At 49.9% G+C, this 17,493-nt stretch carries 17 protein-coding genes and 1 pseudogene; 10 read left to right on the top strand and 8 right to left on the bottom strand.

The genetic code is table 11. The features are described 5' to 3' along the window. Positions 1–104: 104 nt before the first annotated feature. On the bottom strand, positions 105–1,376 hold the full coding sequence (locus B5F25_RS03895; RefSeq protein ID WP_087247717.1) for a Y-family DNA polymerase: 1,272 nt from the start codon (positions 1,374–1,376) through the stop codon (positions 105–107). A gap of 3 nt (positions 1,377–1,379) precedes the next feature. Further along, positions 1,380–1,877: a translesion error-prone DNA polymerase V autoproteolytic subunit gene (gene umuD, locus B5F25_RS03890; RefSeq protein WP_087247715.1), complete on the bottom strand. Its 498-nt coding sequence runs from the start codon at positions 1,875–1,877 to the stop codon at positions 1,380–1,382. 198 nt (positions 1,878–2,075) lie between these two features. On the opposite strand from umuD, the gene B5F25_RS21065 reads away from it, so the two are divergent. The 4 genes from B5F25_RS21065 (at position 2,076) to B5F25_RS03870 (ending at position 4,066) form a co-directional block, all read left to right on the top strand. Continuing rightward, positions 2,076–2,273, top strand: coding sequence for a hypothetical protein (locus tag B5F25_RS21065; RefSeq protein ID WP_140406851.1), 198 nt, complete (start codon positions 2,076–2,078; stop codon positions 2,271–2,273). 352 nt (positions 2,274–2,625) lie between these two features. Next, a complete protein-coding gene (locus B5F25_RS03885) occupies positions 2,626–3,015 on the top strand; it encodes a single-stranded DNA-binding protein (protein WP_087247713.1) in 390 nt (129 codons plus the stop codon). A 378-nt stretch (positions 3,016–3,393) separates the two neighbouring features. Then, the gene (locus tag B5F25_RS03875) at positions 3,394–3,708 is read left to right on the top strand and encodes a hypothetical protein (protein ID WP_087247711.1); all 315 of its coding nucleotides are present in this window, start codon (positions 3,394–3,396) and stop codon (positions 3,706–3,708) included. Between the two features lie 19 nt (positions 3,709–3,727). Then, positions 3,728–4,066 (top strand): LPD11 domain-containing protein, encoded by a 339-nt coding sequence (locus B5F25_RS03870; protein ID WP_087247709.1) that lies wholly within the window; start codon positions 3,728–3,730, stop codon positions 4,064–4,066. 114 nt (positions 4,067–4,180) lie between these two features. Here the strand turns inward: B5F25_RS03870 and B5F25_RS21525 are convergent, their stop codons facing one another. Further along, positions 4,181–4,450: a hypothetical protein gene (locus B5F25_RS21525; RefSeq protein WP_162614350.1), complete on the bottom strand. Its 270-nt coding sequence runs from the start codon at positions 4,448–4,450 to the stop codon at positions 4,181–4,183. Positions 4,451–4,521: 71 nt separating this feature from the next. Here B5F25_RS21525 and B5F25_RS03860 point away from each other — a divergent pair, with 71 nt between their 5' ends. From B5F25_RS03860 to B5F25_RS03845, 4 genes are read left to right on the top strand one after another with little or no spacing between them, the layout of a single operon-like run. Next, on the top strand, positions 4,522–4,704 hold the full coding sequence (locus B5F25_RS03860) for a glyoxalase (RefSeq protein WP_087247705.1): 183 nt from the start codon (positions 4,522–4,524) through the stop codon (positions 4,702–4,704). Positions 4,705–4,729: 25 nt separating this feature from the next. Further along, a complete protein-coding gene (locus B5F25_RS03855) occupies positions 4,730–4,987 on the top strand; it encodes a hypothetical protein (protein ID WP_087247894.1) in 258 nt (85 codons plus the stop codon). Positions 4,988–4,991: 4 nt separating this feature from the next. Beyond that, a complete protein-coding gene (locus B5F25_RS03850) occupies positions 4,992–5,411 on the top strand; it encodes a PcfK-like family protein (RefSeq protein ID WP_087247703.1) in 420 nt (139 codons plus the stop codon). Positions 5,412–5,413: 2 nt separating this feature from the next. Further along, the gene (locus B5F25_RS03845; protein ID WP_087247701.1) at positions 5,414–6,685 is read left to right on the top strand and encodes a PcfJ domain-containing protein; all 1,272 of its coding nucleotides are present in this window, start codon (positions 5,414–5,416) and stop codon (positions 6,683–6,685) included. A gap of 295 nt (positions 6,686–6,980) precedes the next feature. Here the strand turns inward: B5F25_RS03845 and B5F25_RS03840 are convergent, their stop codons facing one another. Both B5F25_RS03840 and B5F25_RS21520 read right to left on the bottom strand, forming a co-directional pair. After that, complete coding sequence (locus B5F25_RS03840) at positions 6,981–8,234, bottom strand: ATP-binding protein (RefSeq protein ID WP_241148350.1); 1,254 nt, start codon at positions 8,232–8,234, stop codon at positions 6,981–6,983. 167 nt (positions 8,235–8,401) lie between these two features. Next, positions 8,402–8,572, bottom strand: coding sequence for a hypothetical protein (locus tag B5F25_RS21520; protein WP_162614349.1), 171 nt, complete (start codon positions 8,570–8,572; stop codon positions 8,402–8,404). 588 nt (positions 8,573–9,160) lie between these two features. On the opposite strand from B5F25_RS21520, the gene B5F25_RS03830 reads away from it, so the two are divergent. Further along, the gene (locus B5F25_RS03830) at positions 9,161–14,155 is read left to right on the top strand and encodes an N-6 DNA methylase (RefSeq protein ID WP_087247890.1); all 4,995 of its coding nucleotides are present in this window, start codon (positions 9,161–9,163) and stop codon (positions 14,153–14,155) included. Positions 14,156–14,341: 186 nt separating this feature from the next. Here the strand turns inward: B5F25_RS03830 and B5F25_RS21060 are convergent, their stop codons facing one another. Genes B5F25_RS21060 through B5F25_RS03820 form a run of 3 tightly spaced genes read right to left on the bottom strand, consistent with a single transcriptional unit; the run spans position 14,342 to position 16,216 of the window. Next, entirely contained in the window at positions 14,342–14,593 is a 252-nt protein-coding gene (locus B5F25_RS21060) for a hypothetical protein (protein ID WP_140406850.1), read from the bottom strand. A 41-nt stretch (positions 14,594–14,634) separates the two neighbouring features. Continuing rightward, positions 14,635–15,897: a HipA domain-containing protein gene (locus B5F25_RS03825; protein WP_087247696.1), complete on the bottom strand. Its 1,263-nt coding sequence runs from the start codon at positions 15,895–15,897 to the stop codon at positions 14,635–14,637. 7 nt (positions 15,898–15,904) lie between these two features. Beyond that, on the bottom strand, positions 15,905–16,216 hold the full coding sequence (locus tag B5F25_RS03820; protein WP_087247694.1) for a helix-turn-helix transcriptional regulator: 312 nt from the start codon (positions 16,214–16,216) through the stop codon (positions 15,905–15,907). A gap of 356 nt (positions 16,217–16,572) precedes the next feature. On the opposite strand from B5F25_RS03820, the pseudogene B5F25_RS03815 reads away from it, so the two are divergent. Then, a pseudogene (locus tag B5F25_RS03815) lies at positions 16,573–17,120 on the top strand (phosphoribosyltransferase). The last annotated feature ends 373 nt before the right edge of the window (positions 17,121–17,493 follow it).

Raw genomic sequence — 17,493 nt, 5'->3', positions numbered from 1 at the left:
ACGGTATCAACAAAATGATGCCGTGCCGTCGCTTACGGTGAGTGCCCTTTTTTAGAGCATGGCATTGACAGCCTTTCTTTTTTGGAAGGCAAGACTGTTCCCTTTTATATTTTCACCTTGATTATTTCCTTCAGATCCGTGGAATACCGGCCTGACTTGTGTTCGCATTTCAAGTGCCAGCGTTTGTCCGTACCTTGTACTGCCACTTTTACGGTATTGAAGCCGTTTCGTCTGTTGATAGCATCGATGGCTGCTGAAAGACGGGCTTGTTTAGCACGGTCAATTGGATCGAAGAGGACAGTCTGCACAGCGGTGTCGGAGCTGATGCCCCATACAATGACACCAGCTTTCTTATAGTGATATATGCTGTCTTCACGCCATTCAGAACGGAGTGCTTGGACAGCTGCTGACACTAACTCCAACTGGTCGTTAGTGGGTATGGGCAACGAAACGGTTCGGTTGATGGTATGGCTTGGCACATCGTTGCGAAAACGGCTAGTATAGGCAAAGACGGTCAGTTGACGGCAACGACTCTTTTGCTCCCGCAGTTTGCGGACGCATGAAGCTGCAAAGTTGGCTACCGCTTCTTCAACCACTCCCAACTCCGACAAGCCATTACCGGGAAAACTACGGCTGGTACAGATGCTTTGCTTTTCGGACAGTTCGCTGATGTCTATGCAACTTTCACCACGAAGTTCCTTCCATGTCCTTGCGCCTGTCACGGTAAGCAAACGTCTTACCCGGCTTTCACTCCACTGCGTGAAATCCCATGCGGTCTTCACTCCATAATAATATAGTTTCTTTGCCGTCCGCCTGCCGATTCCCCACACATCGGCTATATCGAAACCCTGCAACGCCTTGACGCGCTTTTCCTCCGTGTCAATCAGGCAGACACCCTCATACCCCTTGTACCGCTTGCCATATTTGCTGGCCACCTTAGCCAGAGTCTTTGTCGGAGCTATGCCGAGAGTGACGGGTATGCCCGTACCTTTCCCGATACGCTTCACGATACTCCTGCCATAGTCCCGGAGACCGTCCCCTCCGCCAAACCCTGAAAGGTCGATGAAGGCTTCGTCTATGGAATACTGCATCAGTTCGGGCGTAAACTCAGAGAGCAGCATCATGACCCTCCGGCTCATGTCGCCGTAGAGCGTGTAGTTGGAGCTGAACACGGCTACCTTGTTGCGTTCAAGCATCTCCTTGGCCTGATAGAATGGTGTCCCCATCTCTATTCCGAGAGCCTTGGCCTCATTGCTCCGCGCAATGATGCAGCCGTCGTTGTTCGACAGCACCACCACGGGCTGCGTGCGCAATCCAGGGTTGAACACCCGTTCGCATGAGCAGTAGAAGTTGTTGCAATCAACCAGGCCGAACATGACTCACTTCCTCCGGTATTGGCGTTTGATGTTGTAAGTCAGCACGCCCCACACGATGAAATTGTTTTCCTCCGTCACCTTGATGGGCGGATAATCCTTGTTGGCAGGCATCAGCCACAGGCAATCGGCATGTTGGTCGAATTTCACCCGCTTCAACGTAAATTCCCCATCAATGTAGGCCACCACGATGTCACCTTCTTGCGGGTCTATGGCTTTGTCTATCACCAACAGATCGCCGTCATCGATGCCGCAATCCTTCATCGAGTCACCTACGGCACGGGCATAGAACGTGGTGGCGGGATGTCGTACCAGTTCGCGGTTCAAATCTATGCTTTCAGTCATGCTGTCTTGAGCCGGCGAAGGAAATCCTGCACGGATTCCGCCGTCGGCAAAGTCCAATGGCAGTTCGCTGCTCAGGTCGGCAGAATAGAGGATGAGCCTTACCCCGTCTTCCTTTTCTATTCCGGGTTCATTGATTACCGTCTTATGTGAATTTTCCATTTCCTGTTTTCTTGTTGCATTACCATTCCGTTTGCAAAAGTACCACTTTTATGCGCTTGTACGTCCTTATTTTAAGAGTTTCCTCACTTTAGCCGAATTATATCCTCTTTTATCGGCTTGCCTTTCGCCAAAGACGACCGAGCTTCTTTTCAGATAGCAGTCATGCCCTTGTCTCCATTGTATATAGGGTTTTGGCCGATGGGACTGCCTTACCTTGGTTTCTTCCCCGCAGCTTCGGAACGGCACATTGACAGCCGTTCTGTCCACATTCCCTATCCGTCAGTCTTATCTTCGGGCATATTCTCTCTGATGGCGGAGCGGCCTTTCTCATACAAATATAGGTATCGCTTCTGCACTTGCGGCTTCCTCCATGCAAGCGGCGGTCGGGAGCGTTGATTAGTCCCCGGCTCGTTGTATAACCATCGGAGCGGGCTTCCTTTTTTGGCAGGCGGATTATTGGCATCCTTCGGCACGGCCTGTGACTGAATTTCCTCGTTGCTTCTTACATGGCCGTGCGTTTACCGAAGCCACAATATTTTTCCATGATGCAAAGATATAATGCAGCACGCCGATGGCGTTACGGGACACTTTCGTTCTGACCAATGGCGTGACGCGAAAATCTTCCGACATTTTCCAGCGAAGCGGGAAATGTTGCGTATTTGCGCGTCATCCTTGGTGCTGCCCTAAGCCTGCAATATCTTCTTGCATCCGTAAAAATTAATTGTTCAACTTCTAAAAACTTACAGTCATGAAGCAAGTAGAAAATTCTTTCATCATCACAGGTTTCGTAGCAAAGGACGCAGAAATCCGCACGTTCACCAACAACGATGTAGCCCGTTTCCCGATGGCAATCGGCCGCAAGGAGACCAAGGACAACGCCACCAACCGCGTATCCGCATTCATCAACGTGGAAGCCTGGCGCAAGAGCGGCAGCGCATCGTTCGAGTTGCTGAAAAAAGGTACGCTGCTAACCATCGAGGGGTATCTGAAGCCCGAAGAGTGGACCGACAAGAATGGTGTCAAGCATAACGACATCAAGTTCGTGGCCAAGAAGTTCTACGAGGCGGTGGAGAAGCCGGAAAAGGCCGAGAAGCCACAAACCAAGCCCCGCACCAAGAAACAGAAGGAGGCGGCATAGACCGCTTCCACCTCCGGAAAGAGCGGCTTCGGCCGCTTTTTTCATGCTCATCGGCATACACTTTTGCCATTTAATCCTTTTGTATGACAATACATGCCTGTTCTATTTTACTTATATTTTATATTCCTCCGCCTTTCATGCCGCTACCGTTTAGTTTTACCGGACGCAAAGGTAGGCCATCGCGCCTGTTACGTCGGTTTGAAATGTATTTCTTGCAAATTCTTCCTCCTTGCGGAGCGTAATTGGCAATAAAAACCGCCGCATGAGGCCGTGCCGATAGCCATATACCGCATCCGTAAAACCCGAAAACGGTTACGGCAAGAAAAACCGACGAAAGGGTGAAAACAAAACAGGGTATCAACTTAAAATGTAATCAGTATGACATTCAAGGAGTTTATGAGAGAAAACGGTTATGAAGTACGGACAACCTTTTGGGAGGATTTCTCAATCGCAGACCTTTTCGGGCTGCCGTCCATCCTGGACACGTTCAACAGGGCTTTCAAGGAGTGGAAAGGGAATTACATATACCTGACCGAACTGGTGCTGGTCCTCAACCATAAGATTTGGCAGCATTACAAACGCAATCCGGAATATGCCGCCCTTTACGACAGCCTTTGGAAACAGGCGGACCAACATGCGGTTGAGAACCTTAAAGATGACGAGTTGAGTTATTTTTGTGAAGTGACTGATTAACTATAAATGCCTATTCAATATGAGTATTACAAAGCAAATGACAGGCAGGAACACAACGATAGAAGATGTCCTGCAGCGTGATTCGAGATTTCGATATATGTTGCTTTCACGTTTGCAATGTGATTGCGAGTATTACCTGAATTATGGCAACCGGTTTCCCGGATGCCTGTGGGCGGGCAATGAGCGCGAACAAATCGAGTACATGGCAAGGCTGCACGAAAGTTTCAAGGAAAACGAAAAGCCGGAATGGCTGACCATGGAAGAGATAAAGGAATACGCCCGTAAAATGCTGACACCCGACATCCGGCCATCCGTTACAGGACATGATGCCGAACAGGGGGAATGGATAGTGCCCTAAACAGGCACACCCATATGCAAAGAGCGGTTACGGCCGCTTTTTTGCATGATTTCCTACTGCCTCTGACAGTGTCCGTCCTTTTATAGCTTTGACATATTTACCTGTTTTACCTTTTTATACCCCGGCGATTAATCCGCTTATAACAGCCTGAAACAGTTTCCCTGTTACATTCAAAATCCCTTTTTCAAGCACCACGCCTTTTTCACCGGACGCTTCGTCCCTCCGGCCGTCCCCGTTTGGTTTTACGGGATGCAAAGGTCTGCCATCGCGCCTGCCGCGGCGGCTTGAAGTGCATTTCCTGCAAATTCTTCCTCCTTGCGGAGCGTAATTGGCAAGAAAAGCCGCCACGGGGAGGCTGTGCCGATAGCCGTTGACCGCATCCATAAAACCCAAAACCGGTTACGGCGGGAAGAGCCGACGGCAGGGAAGAGTTTAACATCAAACATAACACCAATATGTACGGAAACAATGACTGCAGAGATGATTTTGAAGAGTACGGCAAGACCTGTTACTTGCTGGTGCCGTGGAAAGGCTACCGGGCTGCGACCATAGTCGCCCGGACAACGAAAGGCTTTATCGTGCAGGTCAGCAGCGGAGCGGAAATCGAGGTATATCCCGATGAAATAGAAATGGATTGACAATATAAAATTCAAAGACATGGAAATGGACAAGACAACAGAAAAGATACCCTCATGGAGTTTGTGTTACCTTATCAACGGTGACCCAAGCGGACTGACGGACGAGGAAATGCAAGCCGTTGGCTGCTGGTGCGATGATTTGGGCGTGCAAGTTGTTTCTCCAGTCGAAGATGCGGACGGGAACATACATCCCTATTTCTCACATTACCCTGCTTTCGGTCTGGCAACCGAAGTTGTGGACTGCGAAATTCTATACTCCTGTGTTAAACCCTTTAAGAATTGACAATATGAAAGGAACTGAAGCATTCAAGGCGGCAATCAAAGCCTATCTTGACAAACAAGCCGCCAACGACCCGTTGTTTGAGCCACATTATAAAAAGCCCGGCAAGTCCATAGACAAATGCGTGGAATATATTTTGGGCGAGGTGTACCACAGCGGCTGCAACGGATTTACAGACGAGACTATTTACGGCATGGCCGTTCATTTCTATACTGAAGACAACTTGGAAATCCGCAAAAGCGGTGACTGCCGTGTCGTAGTAAACCATGAAGTAGAGCTGACCGAGGCTGAAAAGGCGGAAGCGAGGCAACAGGCAATCCGCCAATACCAAAAGGAGGAGCTGCGCAAGATGAAAGAGCGCAAGAGCAAATCCGCAGCCAAAGCGCAAGAGAACAAACAGGCAGAACCCAATCTATTCGGCTTTTGACGATGAAACCAAGAAACAAATTCGAGAAAGCGGTGCTTGCCCAAAGCGGCAAGCTCCGCCCCATGACCCAGGCACAGATGAGATGGGCATTCCGTGAATGCGTAAACCATTATGCACACCGGCTTCCAAAAGGGCACACCACCTGTATGGACTGCGGACATAGCTGGAATATGGAAACTCCGACAACGCATTGCACCTGCCCTGCGTGTGGCACAAAACTGCAAGTCGAACAGACATTCGTCCGCAAAGTCCGGCAAAAGAGCTATTTCACCGTACTTACAAAATGCGGTGAATACCAAGTGCTGCGCATGTACCTGCTCATTGTGGAAATGGAGAAAGGCTGCAAGGCAAGACCTTACGCCTTGGAAATCGGCCATTATTGGTGGAACGCACAAGGAAAGACGGCACTTGTCGCCATACAGCGGACTTTAGGGCGGTATATGGATTGCTTTTCTTTCAGCTCACCGAAGGCCATACGTCCAGACAACGTTGTGTACCGTTATATAGCAAATGCCCCTTTATATCCCAAATGCGATGTAATTCCGACTTTGCGGAGAAATGGTTTCAACCGCGTTGCCAGTGACATGGAAATTTCCGAACTGATACCTGCGTTGCTTTCCGATGCGAAAGCCGAGACGCTCATGAAAACAGGCCAATACGCTTTCCTGCGGCATTACCTCACGGCACGTATCGACATGGACAAGTATTGGGCTTCCGTGAAAATCTGCATCCGCAACGGTTACGTCATTCCCGACGGTTCGACATGGTGCGACACCATAGACCTTTTGCGGAGTTTTGGAAAAGACACGCATAACCCGAAATATGTCTGTCCCGCCGACCTGAAAACGGAGCATGACCGGTTGGTCTTACGACGCAACCGCCTGCTGGAGCGTGAACGGCTGGCGGAACGCCGGAAGGAAGCCGTCAAGCTTGAAGAAACGTACCGCAAACTCAAAGGCAGGTTTTTCGGCATCGTCATCACGGACGGCACGCTGAATGTCAGAGTTCTGGAAAGCGTGGCTGAGTTTGCGGAAGAAGCGGCACTGATGCACCACTGTGTATGGGCGAATGCTTACTACCTCAAAGAAAACTCCCTTATCCTTTCGGCTACGATTGGCAGACGGCACGTTGAGACTGTAGAGGTGGACTTGCAGACATTGAAAGTAGTCCAAAGCCGTGGCGTATGCAATTCCAACACGGAATACCACGACCGTATCGTCAGTCTTGTCAACAGCAACATGAACCTTATCAGACAGCGCATGGGCGCTGCCTGATATTGATAAATTAAACATGGGAAAGAAAACCCTTTTATGGGCGTGACGGATGAAGCATCCTTATTCGTCCGCTTTTGAGTAAGGAAGACAGGCAAGGCATACCGTGAATGGCTGCGGTTTGCCTTGCGCCCTCCTGTCCTGTTTTATCAACTGAACGGTGGTTCATCAACCTCTTATATTATGACTGTCTGTCAAGACGGTTTCCTGCAAATCATCTTGACAAGATTACGGGCCTTTTGTAGTTGACATAAAACTTTCCTGTTTTATATATACACCGACCTGTTGGCCTTGAGTGTCAGAATTTTGAAAAAGGCACAACGTCTATCGTGCAACCGTCCTTTTCTATGATACGCTCTTCATTGTTTGTCACGATGGAAAGATTGTTGCATTTCAATTCCACGGAACATTCAATCAGGCTGTCCACCTCGCGCTTCTCCGTCTTCGGGTTGCCCATGTCATAACACACTTGCACGAGACGTTTGATGCGTGGCCCGTCGCGCAAGACAAAATCCACTTCCTTGTTGTTGCGTGAACGGTAATAGAATAACGACTTTTCAGTGTCATATCCGCGGCGTGTCAGCTCCACAAACACTTGGTTTTCCAACAGATGTCCCAGATTGTCACTCAGGGCAAAAGCTTTGGCCGCCACGAATCCGTTGTCAACCACATAGACCTTTCGCGGCGCCTTTTTCATCAGTTTCAGTTTGTTGTCATACCGTGGCAGGTAATAAAACAGGTATGGCTCATGCAGGTAATCCATGAATTTCTTTACGGTATTTACACTGGAAAGCCCCAGTTCTACGGCAAGGTCGTTGGCACTGACTTGGGCGCAGACATTCGAGACAAGGTACAGGGCCAGGTTGTTCAAGTCGGTCGTGTTGCGCACGTTATGGCGTTTGACGACATCCTTCCAGATGATGGAATCAAACAGGGTGTCAAGGTAATTGCGTGTCAGCAGGCGTGAAGCCACCACTTCAGGGTAACCGCCGTTCCTGAGGTAATCATCCATCAGCGCCACCGCATCCGTCTGCTGTTCCTTTTGCAGGTTGTGCAAGTCCAGCTTGTTCCAGTCGAAGAATTCCTCAAGGCTGAACGGGAGCATTTCCACCTGAAGGTATTTGCCTGTCAGCACCGTCGCCATCTCGCTGCTGAGCATCTTGGCGTTACTGCCGGTGATGACAAGGTTTTTCCCCGTCCTGTATAGGCCGCTTACCCACAGATCCCATGCGTCGAGGTTCTGTACCTCATCGAGCAGGATGTATTCGTAACCGGGATAAACGTCATCCAGCATGCGCATTACCTGATTCGCGTCCCAAGCCTCCAATAACGACTGGCTGTCAAAGTTCAGGTAGGCGAAATTCTTGTCACGCAACATCAGCAGGGCTTGGGTGGATTTGCCCACCCGCCTTGGGCCTGTAATCAATTTGATGAGGTGAGAGCCAAGCATCGTGCTTATATCATGTGCTGTTCGCCTTACCAGATATGGACGGGAGAGCAGCTCGTCACGTTCTTTCCTTTGGTTCAGTATGACTGTTTTTATGTCTTCCATATTTTCTTTTTCACAAAAGTAGCACATTTTCCTCAATAAACAAGTTCCGTTGCATAAAAATATTGTTTTTTTATGCAGTACAAGATGTTTATTGCATAAAAACCACTTATATGCCGCTCCCTGTGCTGCCCTGTTATATCCATCTGCCGATGCCGACGGCTTGCCCTTCATTCCGGCAGGACGGATTGTGCCGCAAGCCATGCCGCTGTAAACGGCGGCGAGGTTCCAGCGTCACGGGCAAACGGAGACATGTCCGTTTTCAGCCAGGCGGCCTGCCGCTTGCCGGAAAGCGGACAAGTCCCTTTTTCTGTTTGCCCTGCAATCCGTCTTTTCTCCACGTATGCAAGCCCGCCCTCTTTTATTCGTATCCACTGTTGTAACAGACTTTTTTATAACGGTTAAATAATCCTTTTATACCCGTTAGCGGAATTATATGTGTCCTTTTGCGGAAGACCTTACGGATTGTTACATTTTGAATGCTTTTACTTACGGTTTCTGCCTGCTTCCGATAAGTATGCAAGAAGTATCTTTTTATATTGTAAAAGGTGACCTTTCACGAGATGAGAAGCCGTGTTTTGTAGGCTGAAAGGACACCATTTGAAACTGTAACTGAGGTGTCATTCAAAATATTTCCATCAACGGGTCTTTTATACTTTTTCATCCGGCAATGAGGCGTTCCGCCATCCGCCGGACCGGCACGGATTATTTTTCCGCAAAGGTAAAGGGCGGCGGCCGGAACTTGCAAACCCGGCCATGCCGCGGGTGCCAGCCGGAAATCTTCCTTTGTCCTCAGTCCAAAGCGTATTTCCGCCGTCAGGTTTGCCGGTTTGTCCTTCCGCCCTTGGAAAAGGCAGAAAAATAATCCCGTAGCCGGCCGACAGAAAGGCCGAAGTCAGGGAAATGTATAACATAAGTCAAATATGAATATGAACTACAACAAATTGCAATCATTGGAGGCGAACACCGCAGCCATCGAAACTGCTTTTCAGGTACACAGTGAAAAAAGACCGGCGACCGCTGCCGAGCGTGAAGCCCTTTCCCTCTATTCGGGTTTCGGCGGCATCAAGGAAGTGTTGGATTTAGGTACGGACAAACCCATGCCCGACACCATGAGACAGGCGTTAGACCGCCTTTCGTCCGTCCTGCAAACCATTTCACAAGGGGATGAAAAACTATACAAGGAACTGGCGGACAGCATCAAGGCATCCGTCCTCACGGCTTTTTACACTCCGAAGTTTCTCGTTGAAACCATTGCCAGACAGATACAGGACACGTTTCAAGCCAACGGTATGCAGATGAAATCCTTTCTTGAACCGTCCGCAGGAATTGGCGGCTTTCTGCCAGTTGCCATGCCCGACACCTACAAGGTTGCCTTTGAAAAGGATTTGGCGACCGGGCTTGTGCTTTCAGCCCTGCAACCCGACACAAAGACGGTCATCGGCGGTTTTGAGACGATAGACGGGCAAGAACTGGAACACGGTACGTTTGATGTGATAGCGTCCAACATCCCGTTCGGCACGATAAAGGTTTTTGACGCAGACTTTGAACGTAAGGAGGCACTTTACAAACAATCCCTTAATGCCATCCACAACTATTTCTTTGTAAAGGCATTAGAGAAGCTGAACGAGGGCGGATTGCTGGCTTTCATCACGTCAAGGGGCGTAGCAGACAGTCCGGGCAACAAGTTTGTGCGTGAATACTTGGTGCGTCATGCCCATATCATCACCGCCTTGCGTCTGCCCGACACGCTTTTTATGCAGACAGGCGGCATCGAGGTCGGCAGCGACCTTCTCATCTTTCAAAAGGACAGTCATAAACAGATGCTGACCACAAGGGAGAAACTGTTTTTAGAGACAAATAGGGAACACACCACACAAGGAACTGAAACGGAACACACCAACAAGGCATTTACCTTGCCACAAAGCACCCTTGCCACAGACAGCCGTATCGGGACAGACCAGTTCGGAAAGTTGGTGCGCAGATATGAGTGGAACAAGGACGAGGAAGCCATACAGAAGCGTCTGGCAGACTTGCTTAAAGCTAATTTTGCCCACTATTTCAAACCGGGTCTGTTCGTCAAGAACCGGTCAGTTCAGTCAAGCGGCACATTCAGCCTGTTTGACCTGTTCGGGGAAAGCACGGCTACCCCAAAACCTAATACAGGCAAACGGCCTTATACTGACACAATGCCTGAATGGATGACGGACGGCGCATTGGTGCTATTCGAGGGACAGCTTGGCAAGCTCCAGCACAAACGTAGAGACCGCTTTTCAGAAACGGAGGTGTTGTTTATCCCCATGAAAGCAAACGGAGCGGACATGGAACGTGCCAAGGACTATTTCCCTGTGCGTAAAGCCTATTTCGAACTTACGGTGAGTGAGGCAGAAACACATATGGAACAGCCCCGGTTTCGTAAGGAACTGAACCGGACATACGACGCTTTTGTGGCGAAATGGGGCAATTTCCATGCTAACGGCAACAAGGAACTGATTATGCTTGACAGCCTGGGCGTGGAGGTGTATTCCATCGAAATGCAAGTGCGTGGCGAGGTGATGAAAGCCGACATCATGCGCGAACCTGTGGCGTTCAAGAAAATAGACGTTTCCATCCGTCTTAGCCCTATGGAAGCCTTGGCAAGCAGTCTTAACTTCTACGGGAAGGTAAACATGGATTACATATCGCAGACGACAGGCTGCAGCGAGGGCGAGGTCATCGAAGCGTTAGAGGGCGAAATGTTCTACAACCCCGAAACGGGCGTATGGGAGGAAAAAGGACGCATCCTTGCCGGGAACGTGGTGGAGAAAAGCAAGCTCTTCGCAGGGCACATTCACAATCTGACAGGACCGGCAAGGGCATGGACGGAAAAGACCGTACAGGCATTGGAAGAAGTCACCCCAGAACCGATACCTTACGAAGAACTGGATTTTAATATGGGCGAGCGTTGGATACCGGCTTCTGTCTACGCCGACTTTGCCAAAGACCTGTTCGGCGTGGATGCAGAAGTGATGTACTTTGACGTGAACGACACCTATGTTATTTCCCTGCAAGGTTATTCGCCTGCCGCATACAACATCTATGCCTCGCACGGACAAAACGGAGACGCACTTTTCATCCATGCCCTGCACAATACCGTTCCTGAAATCAAGAAAGAGGTGTTCAGAAACGGTGAATGGGTGAAAGTGTCCGATGAAGAAGCCATGCAGGAGGTGGCAACCAAGATACAGGAGATAAGGGACAAGTTCAACGCTTGGCTTGACAGTCAGCCTATCGCCGTCCGTGACGAGTTGGTAAGGCTCTACAACGAGCGTTTCAACTGTTATGTGCGTCCGTCCTACGATGGCTCGGCGCAGACATTCCCCGGCCTGTCCTTTGCACAGTTCCCATACAAAGAACTTTACCCCTCACAGAAAGACGCCATCTGGATGATTAAGCAGAACGGCGGTGGTGTGTGCTGGCACGAGGTAGGGGCAGGAAAGACAATGGTCATGTGTGTGGCAGCCTACGAAATGAAACGGTTGGGATTGGTTCAGAAGCCTTTGATAATCGGGCTGAAAGCCAACGTTCATGAGATAGCAGACTGTTTCAGAAAGGCATATCCTACGGCCAAGCTGCTCTATCCGGGAAAGGAAGATTTTACCCCTGCCAACCGTGAGGAGCTTTTCAGCAAAATCAAGAACAATAACTGGGACTGCATCATTCTGACACACGACCAGTTCGCCAAGATACCGCAGTCAGAAGAAACGATGTGCGGCATTATGCAGCAGGAACTTGACGATGTGGAACGCTCCTTAGAAGTGCTGGAAGAAAGCGGTATGGGGTGGCGTAACCGCCGTATGCAGAAAGCGTTGGAGAAGCGGCAAGAGAACCTTGCGGCAAACCTGCAATCGCTCAAACAGCGCATCGAGGAAAAGAAAGACAGCGGTATCGATTTTCATTCTATGGGCATAGACCACATATTTGTAGATGAGTGCCACTACTTTAAGAACTTGATGTTCCAAACACGCCACACGAGGGTTGCCGGTATCGGCAACAACAAAGGTTCTCAAAGAGCCATGAATTTGCTGATTGCCATCCGTGACATACAGAAGCGTACAGGCAAGGACTTGGGGGCTACGTTCCTGTCGGGCACGGTGATAGTGAATGCTCTGACAGAATTATATGTGCTGTTCAAGTATTTGCGCCCGAAAGAGCTTGCCAAACAGCGTGTGAGTTGCTTTGACGCATGGGCGGCCATTTTCACCAAGAAAACGACCGACTACGAGTTGAACGTGACAGGCTCAATCAAGCGTAAAGAACGTTTCCGCACCTATATCAAAGTGCCGGAATTGGCGGCTTTTCTGCGCGAGATAACTGACTATCGCACGGCGGAAATGATAAACCTTGACATTCCGGAAAAAAACGTGCGTTTCCTTTCCGCAAAGCCGACCATGGAGCAAGAGGTGATGATAGAACGGTTAGTGCGTTTCGCCAACAGCGGTGAATGGTCAGACTTGGGCTTGGAAGTCCCTGCGCCCGTGCACATGGACAAGGCAAAGATGCTGATAGCTACTAACGTGGCAAGGAAAATGGCTTTGGATATGCGTCTGTTGGGCAACCAGTTCAGCGATGACCCTGCCAATAAGGCCTCACGCTGCGCACAGACCATTTACGAGTATTATGTGAAATCAAACGCCCACCGTGGTACACAGTTCGTATTCAGCGACCTTTCCACCTACAAGCCGAACGAGTGGAATGTATGTCAAGACATCAAGGACAAGTTGGTGGCTATGGGTGTTCCTGCCTCTGAAATACAATTCATTCAGACCGCCAAGACAGAAAAGGCAAGAAAGAAAATCTTCGAGGGCATGAACAACGGCACTATCCGTGTGCTGTTCGGTTCTACTTCCATGCTCGGTACAGGTGTGAACGCCCAGCAGCGGGCGGTGGCGGTGCATCACTTGGAGGTACCCTGGAGGCCAGCCGACTTGGAGCAGCGCAACGGTCGGGCGGTGCGCAAAGGCAACACCGTGAAGTTGTGGGGCGGCAACGTGGTTGACATCATCATCTACGGAACGGAAAAGACCTTGGACGCATACAAGTTCAACCTCTTGCGCAACAAGCAGCTTTTCATCAACCAAATCAACAACGGCACAATCGCTGTGCGCCGCATAGACGAGGACGGAATGGACGAGGACACAGGCATGAATTTCGCCGAGTTCGTGGCCATCCTTTCGGGCAACACCGACCTCTTGGAAAAGGCGAAGCTCGACAATAAAATCATGCAGTTGGAAAAGGAACAGGCGGCTGTCAACAAGGAGCGTTACCGTGCGGAACGCAAAGCGGAGGGTGACCGACAAGAGATAGGCACCTGCAAGCACAACATCGGGCGCATGACAGAGGATTGGGAATATTTCAACACCCATAAGGGGAATTACGTCATTGAGATAAGCGGCAACTCCCAGCTAACAGCCGAGGAAACAGGGCGAGCCTTGCACACTTTGTCAAGAAAACACCGTGGCGATTTTACGCCCATCGGCTGTTACAACGGCTTACGGCTGTTGGTGCGCAGCGAGTACCGTCTTGACGGCAGCTTTGACCGTAACACGTTTTTCGTGGAGGGCAAGAGCGGCTTGAAATACAAGTGCGGAATGTCCGGCTCATTGCCACCGAGTTTTGCGGCGGCTGCAATGTTTCCACAGACCACCTTGGAAAACATACCCAAGCTGATGGAACGCCTAGCAGAACGGCAGAAACACTTGGAGGAGGAAATCATCACCTTGCAACAAGTGATGGCAAGACGTTGGAGCAAGGAAGAGGAACTGAAACGGCTCAAACAGGAGTGCAAGGAATTGCAGGAGCGCATCAACCGTACTCTTGAAGAAGCAGAACGCCCCACCGAATTTGCACCGGAAACCGAGCCTGTGACAGTACCGGCAGCATAAACGACTTCATATTTGACACTTTTCCCCTGCTTTGTTGAGAAACATGGCAGGGGATTTTTCTGCTTGCCAAAGCAAAACCTTAGTTTGCAGCCCAAGCCGCCGGGCAGACAAGCTGCCTTCCCTATTATATAAAATAGGTGTGCAGTCGCCACCTTATTCTATGGCTTCCGCCATTTATATCTTTCCCTACCTTTTATATAGGCTTGTGCCATTCCTTTTATAACAGACATATCCGGCTTCCCGACCCGGAACAATCAGCGGATGCCTGTCCTTGCGCACGTCTGTCCATTGGGCAGACCCACGCAAGGAGGGCAGACGGACGCACGTTGTCCTTGGCTGGCACACGGGAGCTTCAGCCTTGCTGAAACAACCTCGTATGCCTGTCTCCGCCAACAAGCGTCCTCTTTTGTCTGCCTTGCAGGCGATTGTCTGACCCACCCAAGCCGGAAAACTGTTATAGCAGTGATGACAGATTCCTGTTACAGATGAAATGCCGGTGCCATGTCATCTTGTTCTTGACGTGAAATGCCAAGTTTGGAGGCGAGCGATGTCCATGTGGAAACTGTGGATTTCACATGGTCGAGCAGCTTGGCGGCTTCGTTTTTTTTCAAACGGAAGTAGGGAGCGACCTCAATGGCCAGTTGAAAATCGAGCGAATTGTCGCTTTCATCAATGTTCAGTTTCAGCCCTTGCCCGTCCGGGTCGGGGTTGATGTCGTAGGCAGGGGATAATACCCATCCCTTGCCTGTGAGCAGGAAACCGTGGTTGCGCAGGTGGTCGTCGCAATTCGACACGGCGATGTTGAACACCATGCGAAGCCATAGCTGGTGCAGGTTTTCATCTACGTCGGCGCCATTGGCTATAATGAACTCCGCAAGGTCGAGGTAACTGGCTCCATCTGCCGAATCCGTGCCGTCTGTCTTGCCGAGCATGGTCATGGCCGAGGCGAAGTGCCGCCGTACTCCTTCCGCAGTGCGGTCGAATCGCTTGGTGAGGAATGTGTGGTGGCGGCTCACGAACCTTCCGAGCTTTGACTCAGACATATGCACTCCACACCGTGTGGCAAGCGTATAGGTCAGCATTTCCCATGCTGCCATGTCGTGCTCATCATTCCGGCTGGGGAATTTGGCTATCCACAGGGAACCATCGGTGTCACACACATTGGCTTTCGGCCGTGCGCCTCCCAATGACGAACCTGGAGCGAAAATCATCCGTATCCATTTCGCTTCTTCGCTGTCGTTCTTAAAGATGCCTTCCTCGTATCGGGCGCAGGCATATTCAAGCTCCCGGAGTGAAGCCCAAGGCGGAATGGATAAGCTGCCGTCATTATCCAAAAATTCCCCATCGGGTGACAGCTTGAACCGCAGTCCTCCCATACGGCTTTTATCGAATACGCCGAGCAGATAGTCCGATTCCATCAGTGTGCGCCTGGGACGGTTTTCCATGCGGGCCGTTATCGCTTCACGCCGTTTGATGAGCAACCGTCCCCAGCGGTCGGGCGATGAATCGAGGAACAACCCGAAGTTGGCTTTTTCGTCCCGCAAATATTGAGGTCCGGAAAACTGTCCTAGGTCGGGATCAAGCAAACGGAAGCCGGGATGTTTCAGCCATTGGTCGCTGCAACTGAAGGAAAATACCTCCCGCCCCCTTACAGCCTCACAGGTAAGGATGCCTATCAGCAAGGGGTGTCCATCGCAGAGGTCGCAATCGAGATACACCCATATTTCTTTGTGCTGTGCCATGCCGGTTTTATTTCTTTGAAGCGCGGGAGCGGGTCACCAACTTTGCATCTTGCAACCTACGGCCCACGATATCGTCCTCAGCCACTTTCGCGATGTCACCATCCAATCCCAACACGGTCAGGACCTTGATGTAGATATTGATGCTCACACCTTCGTTGCCTTGTTCGAGCCGGGTGAGCGTGGAGCGTCCTATTCCGGCCCGTTCTGCCACTTGTTCTGCCGACAAGTCGCGCCGCAGTCGTGCAAGGCGTATGTTCTCGCCAAGTTTGGCAAGCAATCGTTGCTGCCGTGGAAGCAATATTGTTTTAGTTTGTGTCATAACTAATCTATTTTGATGCAAAAATACCACTTATATTCTTATTAAACAAGAGTTTTAATGGGAATTTCCATGTTTTTATTTTTTGCACTCTCATTTTATACCTGTCTGATGGCCATTGCGGTTCCTGCGCCTGCTTCGGGTTATTTTCCTGCAAAACTAACAGGCCGTGTCCAATCCTTGCAAATCAGTACCACTGGTTGACTGGCGTAAATCTTCCTTTGGGCTTTGCTCAAAGCGTATTTGCGCCGTCAGATTTGCCTGATTGGCCTTTGCCCATTGACGGGGCAGAAAAATAACCCCTCTGCAGGCTTGTAAAAGAGCTGAAGACAGGGGAAGAAGTCAAACCCTCAAAATCAATGGTGATGGACAAGAACATAACAGGACAGGCAAGCAAGATAATGGTGTGGCTGATGAAATACTACCCGGTGCGCATCAAGAACGTGGGGCTGACCGGCAGACCATTTGGGATTTCAAGGACGGACGGGCATACGAACAAGTAGCCCTAATGACCGCCAGACACCTGCAAGAGCTTTTCGGCAGTCGGCTCACAAGCATCGTATTCACCTGCGTACCTGCATCAACGCAAGAGAAAAACGAACTGCGCTACAAACGTTTTTCGGAAAGAGTGTGCGAACTCACCCATGCCATCAACGGCTATCCCCATATGCAAGTATCGGCAGAGCGATTGGCAGTCCATGAACACCGAAAGAATGACGCCAAAGTGCGGACGGCACAAATGGCAGACTATGACACTGATTTCTTCAAGGACAAGGATGTGTTGCTCTTTGACGACATCATCACCAAAGGCATATCCTACGCCACCACAGCCGACAACTTGGAAGCGTGTGGAGCAAACGTGTTGGGAGGAATTTTCTTGGCAAAGACATTTTATAAGGTAAGATAATGATACAAGCTAATATTATAAAGACGGCAGCGTTCACAGGACACCGCTTTATCCGTTACAACGACAGGCAGCGTTTGAAAACCGAACTTGAAAGGACTATCACGGATTGTTATCATTCGGACATCCGCCACTTCCTCTGTGGCATGTTATGTAAAATTTTACATAACATGCCTTATGTATACTAAAATATTATGTAAAGTATTTAGATGCTAATAATTGCAGAACATTTTGTTAGACGAAAAATAGCAAATATCACTTTACATAATACTTAAACGATTTTCAGAAAGACTTAAGGAAGTCCATCAGCGCTTCATTATTTTGCCATACTGGTTCTGTTTCCGGGACTATTTTGATATATGCTTTCTCAATGGCT

Source organism: Bacteroides sp. An19 (assembly GCF_002160215.1).
GTDB lineage: Bacteria > Bacteroidota > Bacteroidia > Bacteroidales > Bacteroidaceae > Phocaeicola > Phocaeicola intestinalis.
The sequence above is the reverse complement of the archived record's forward strand: the minus strand, read 5'-3'. Positions and strand labels throughout refer to the sequence as shown.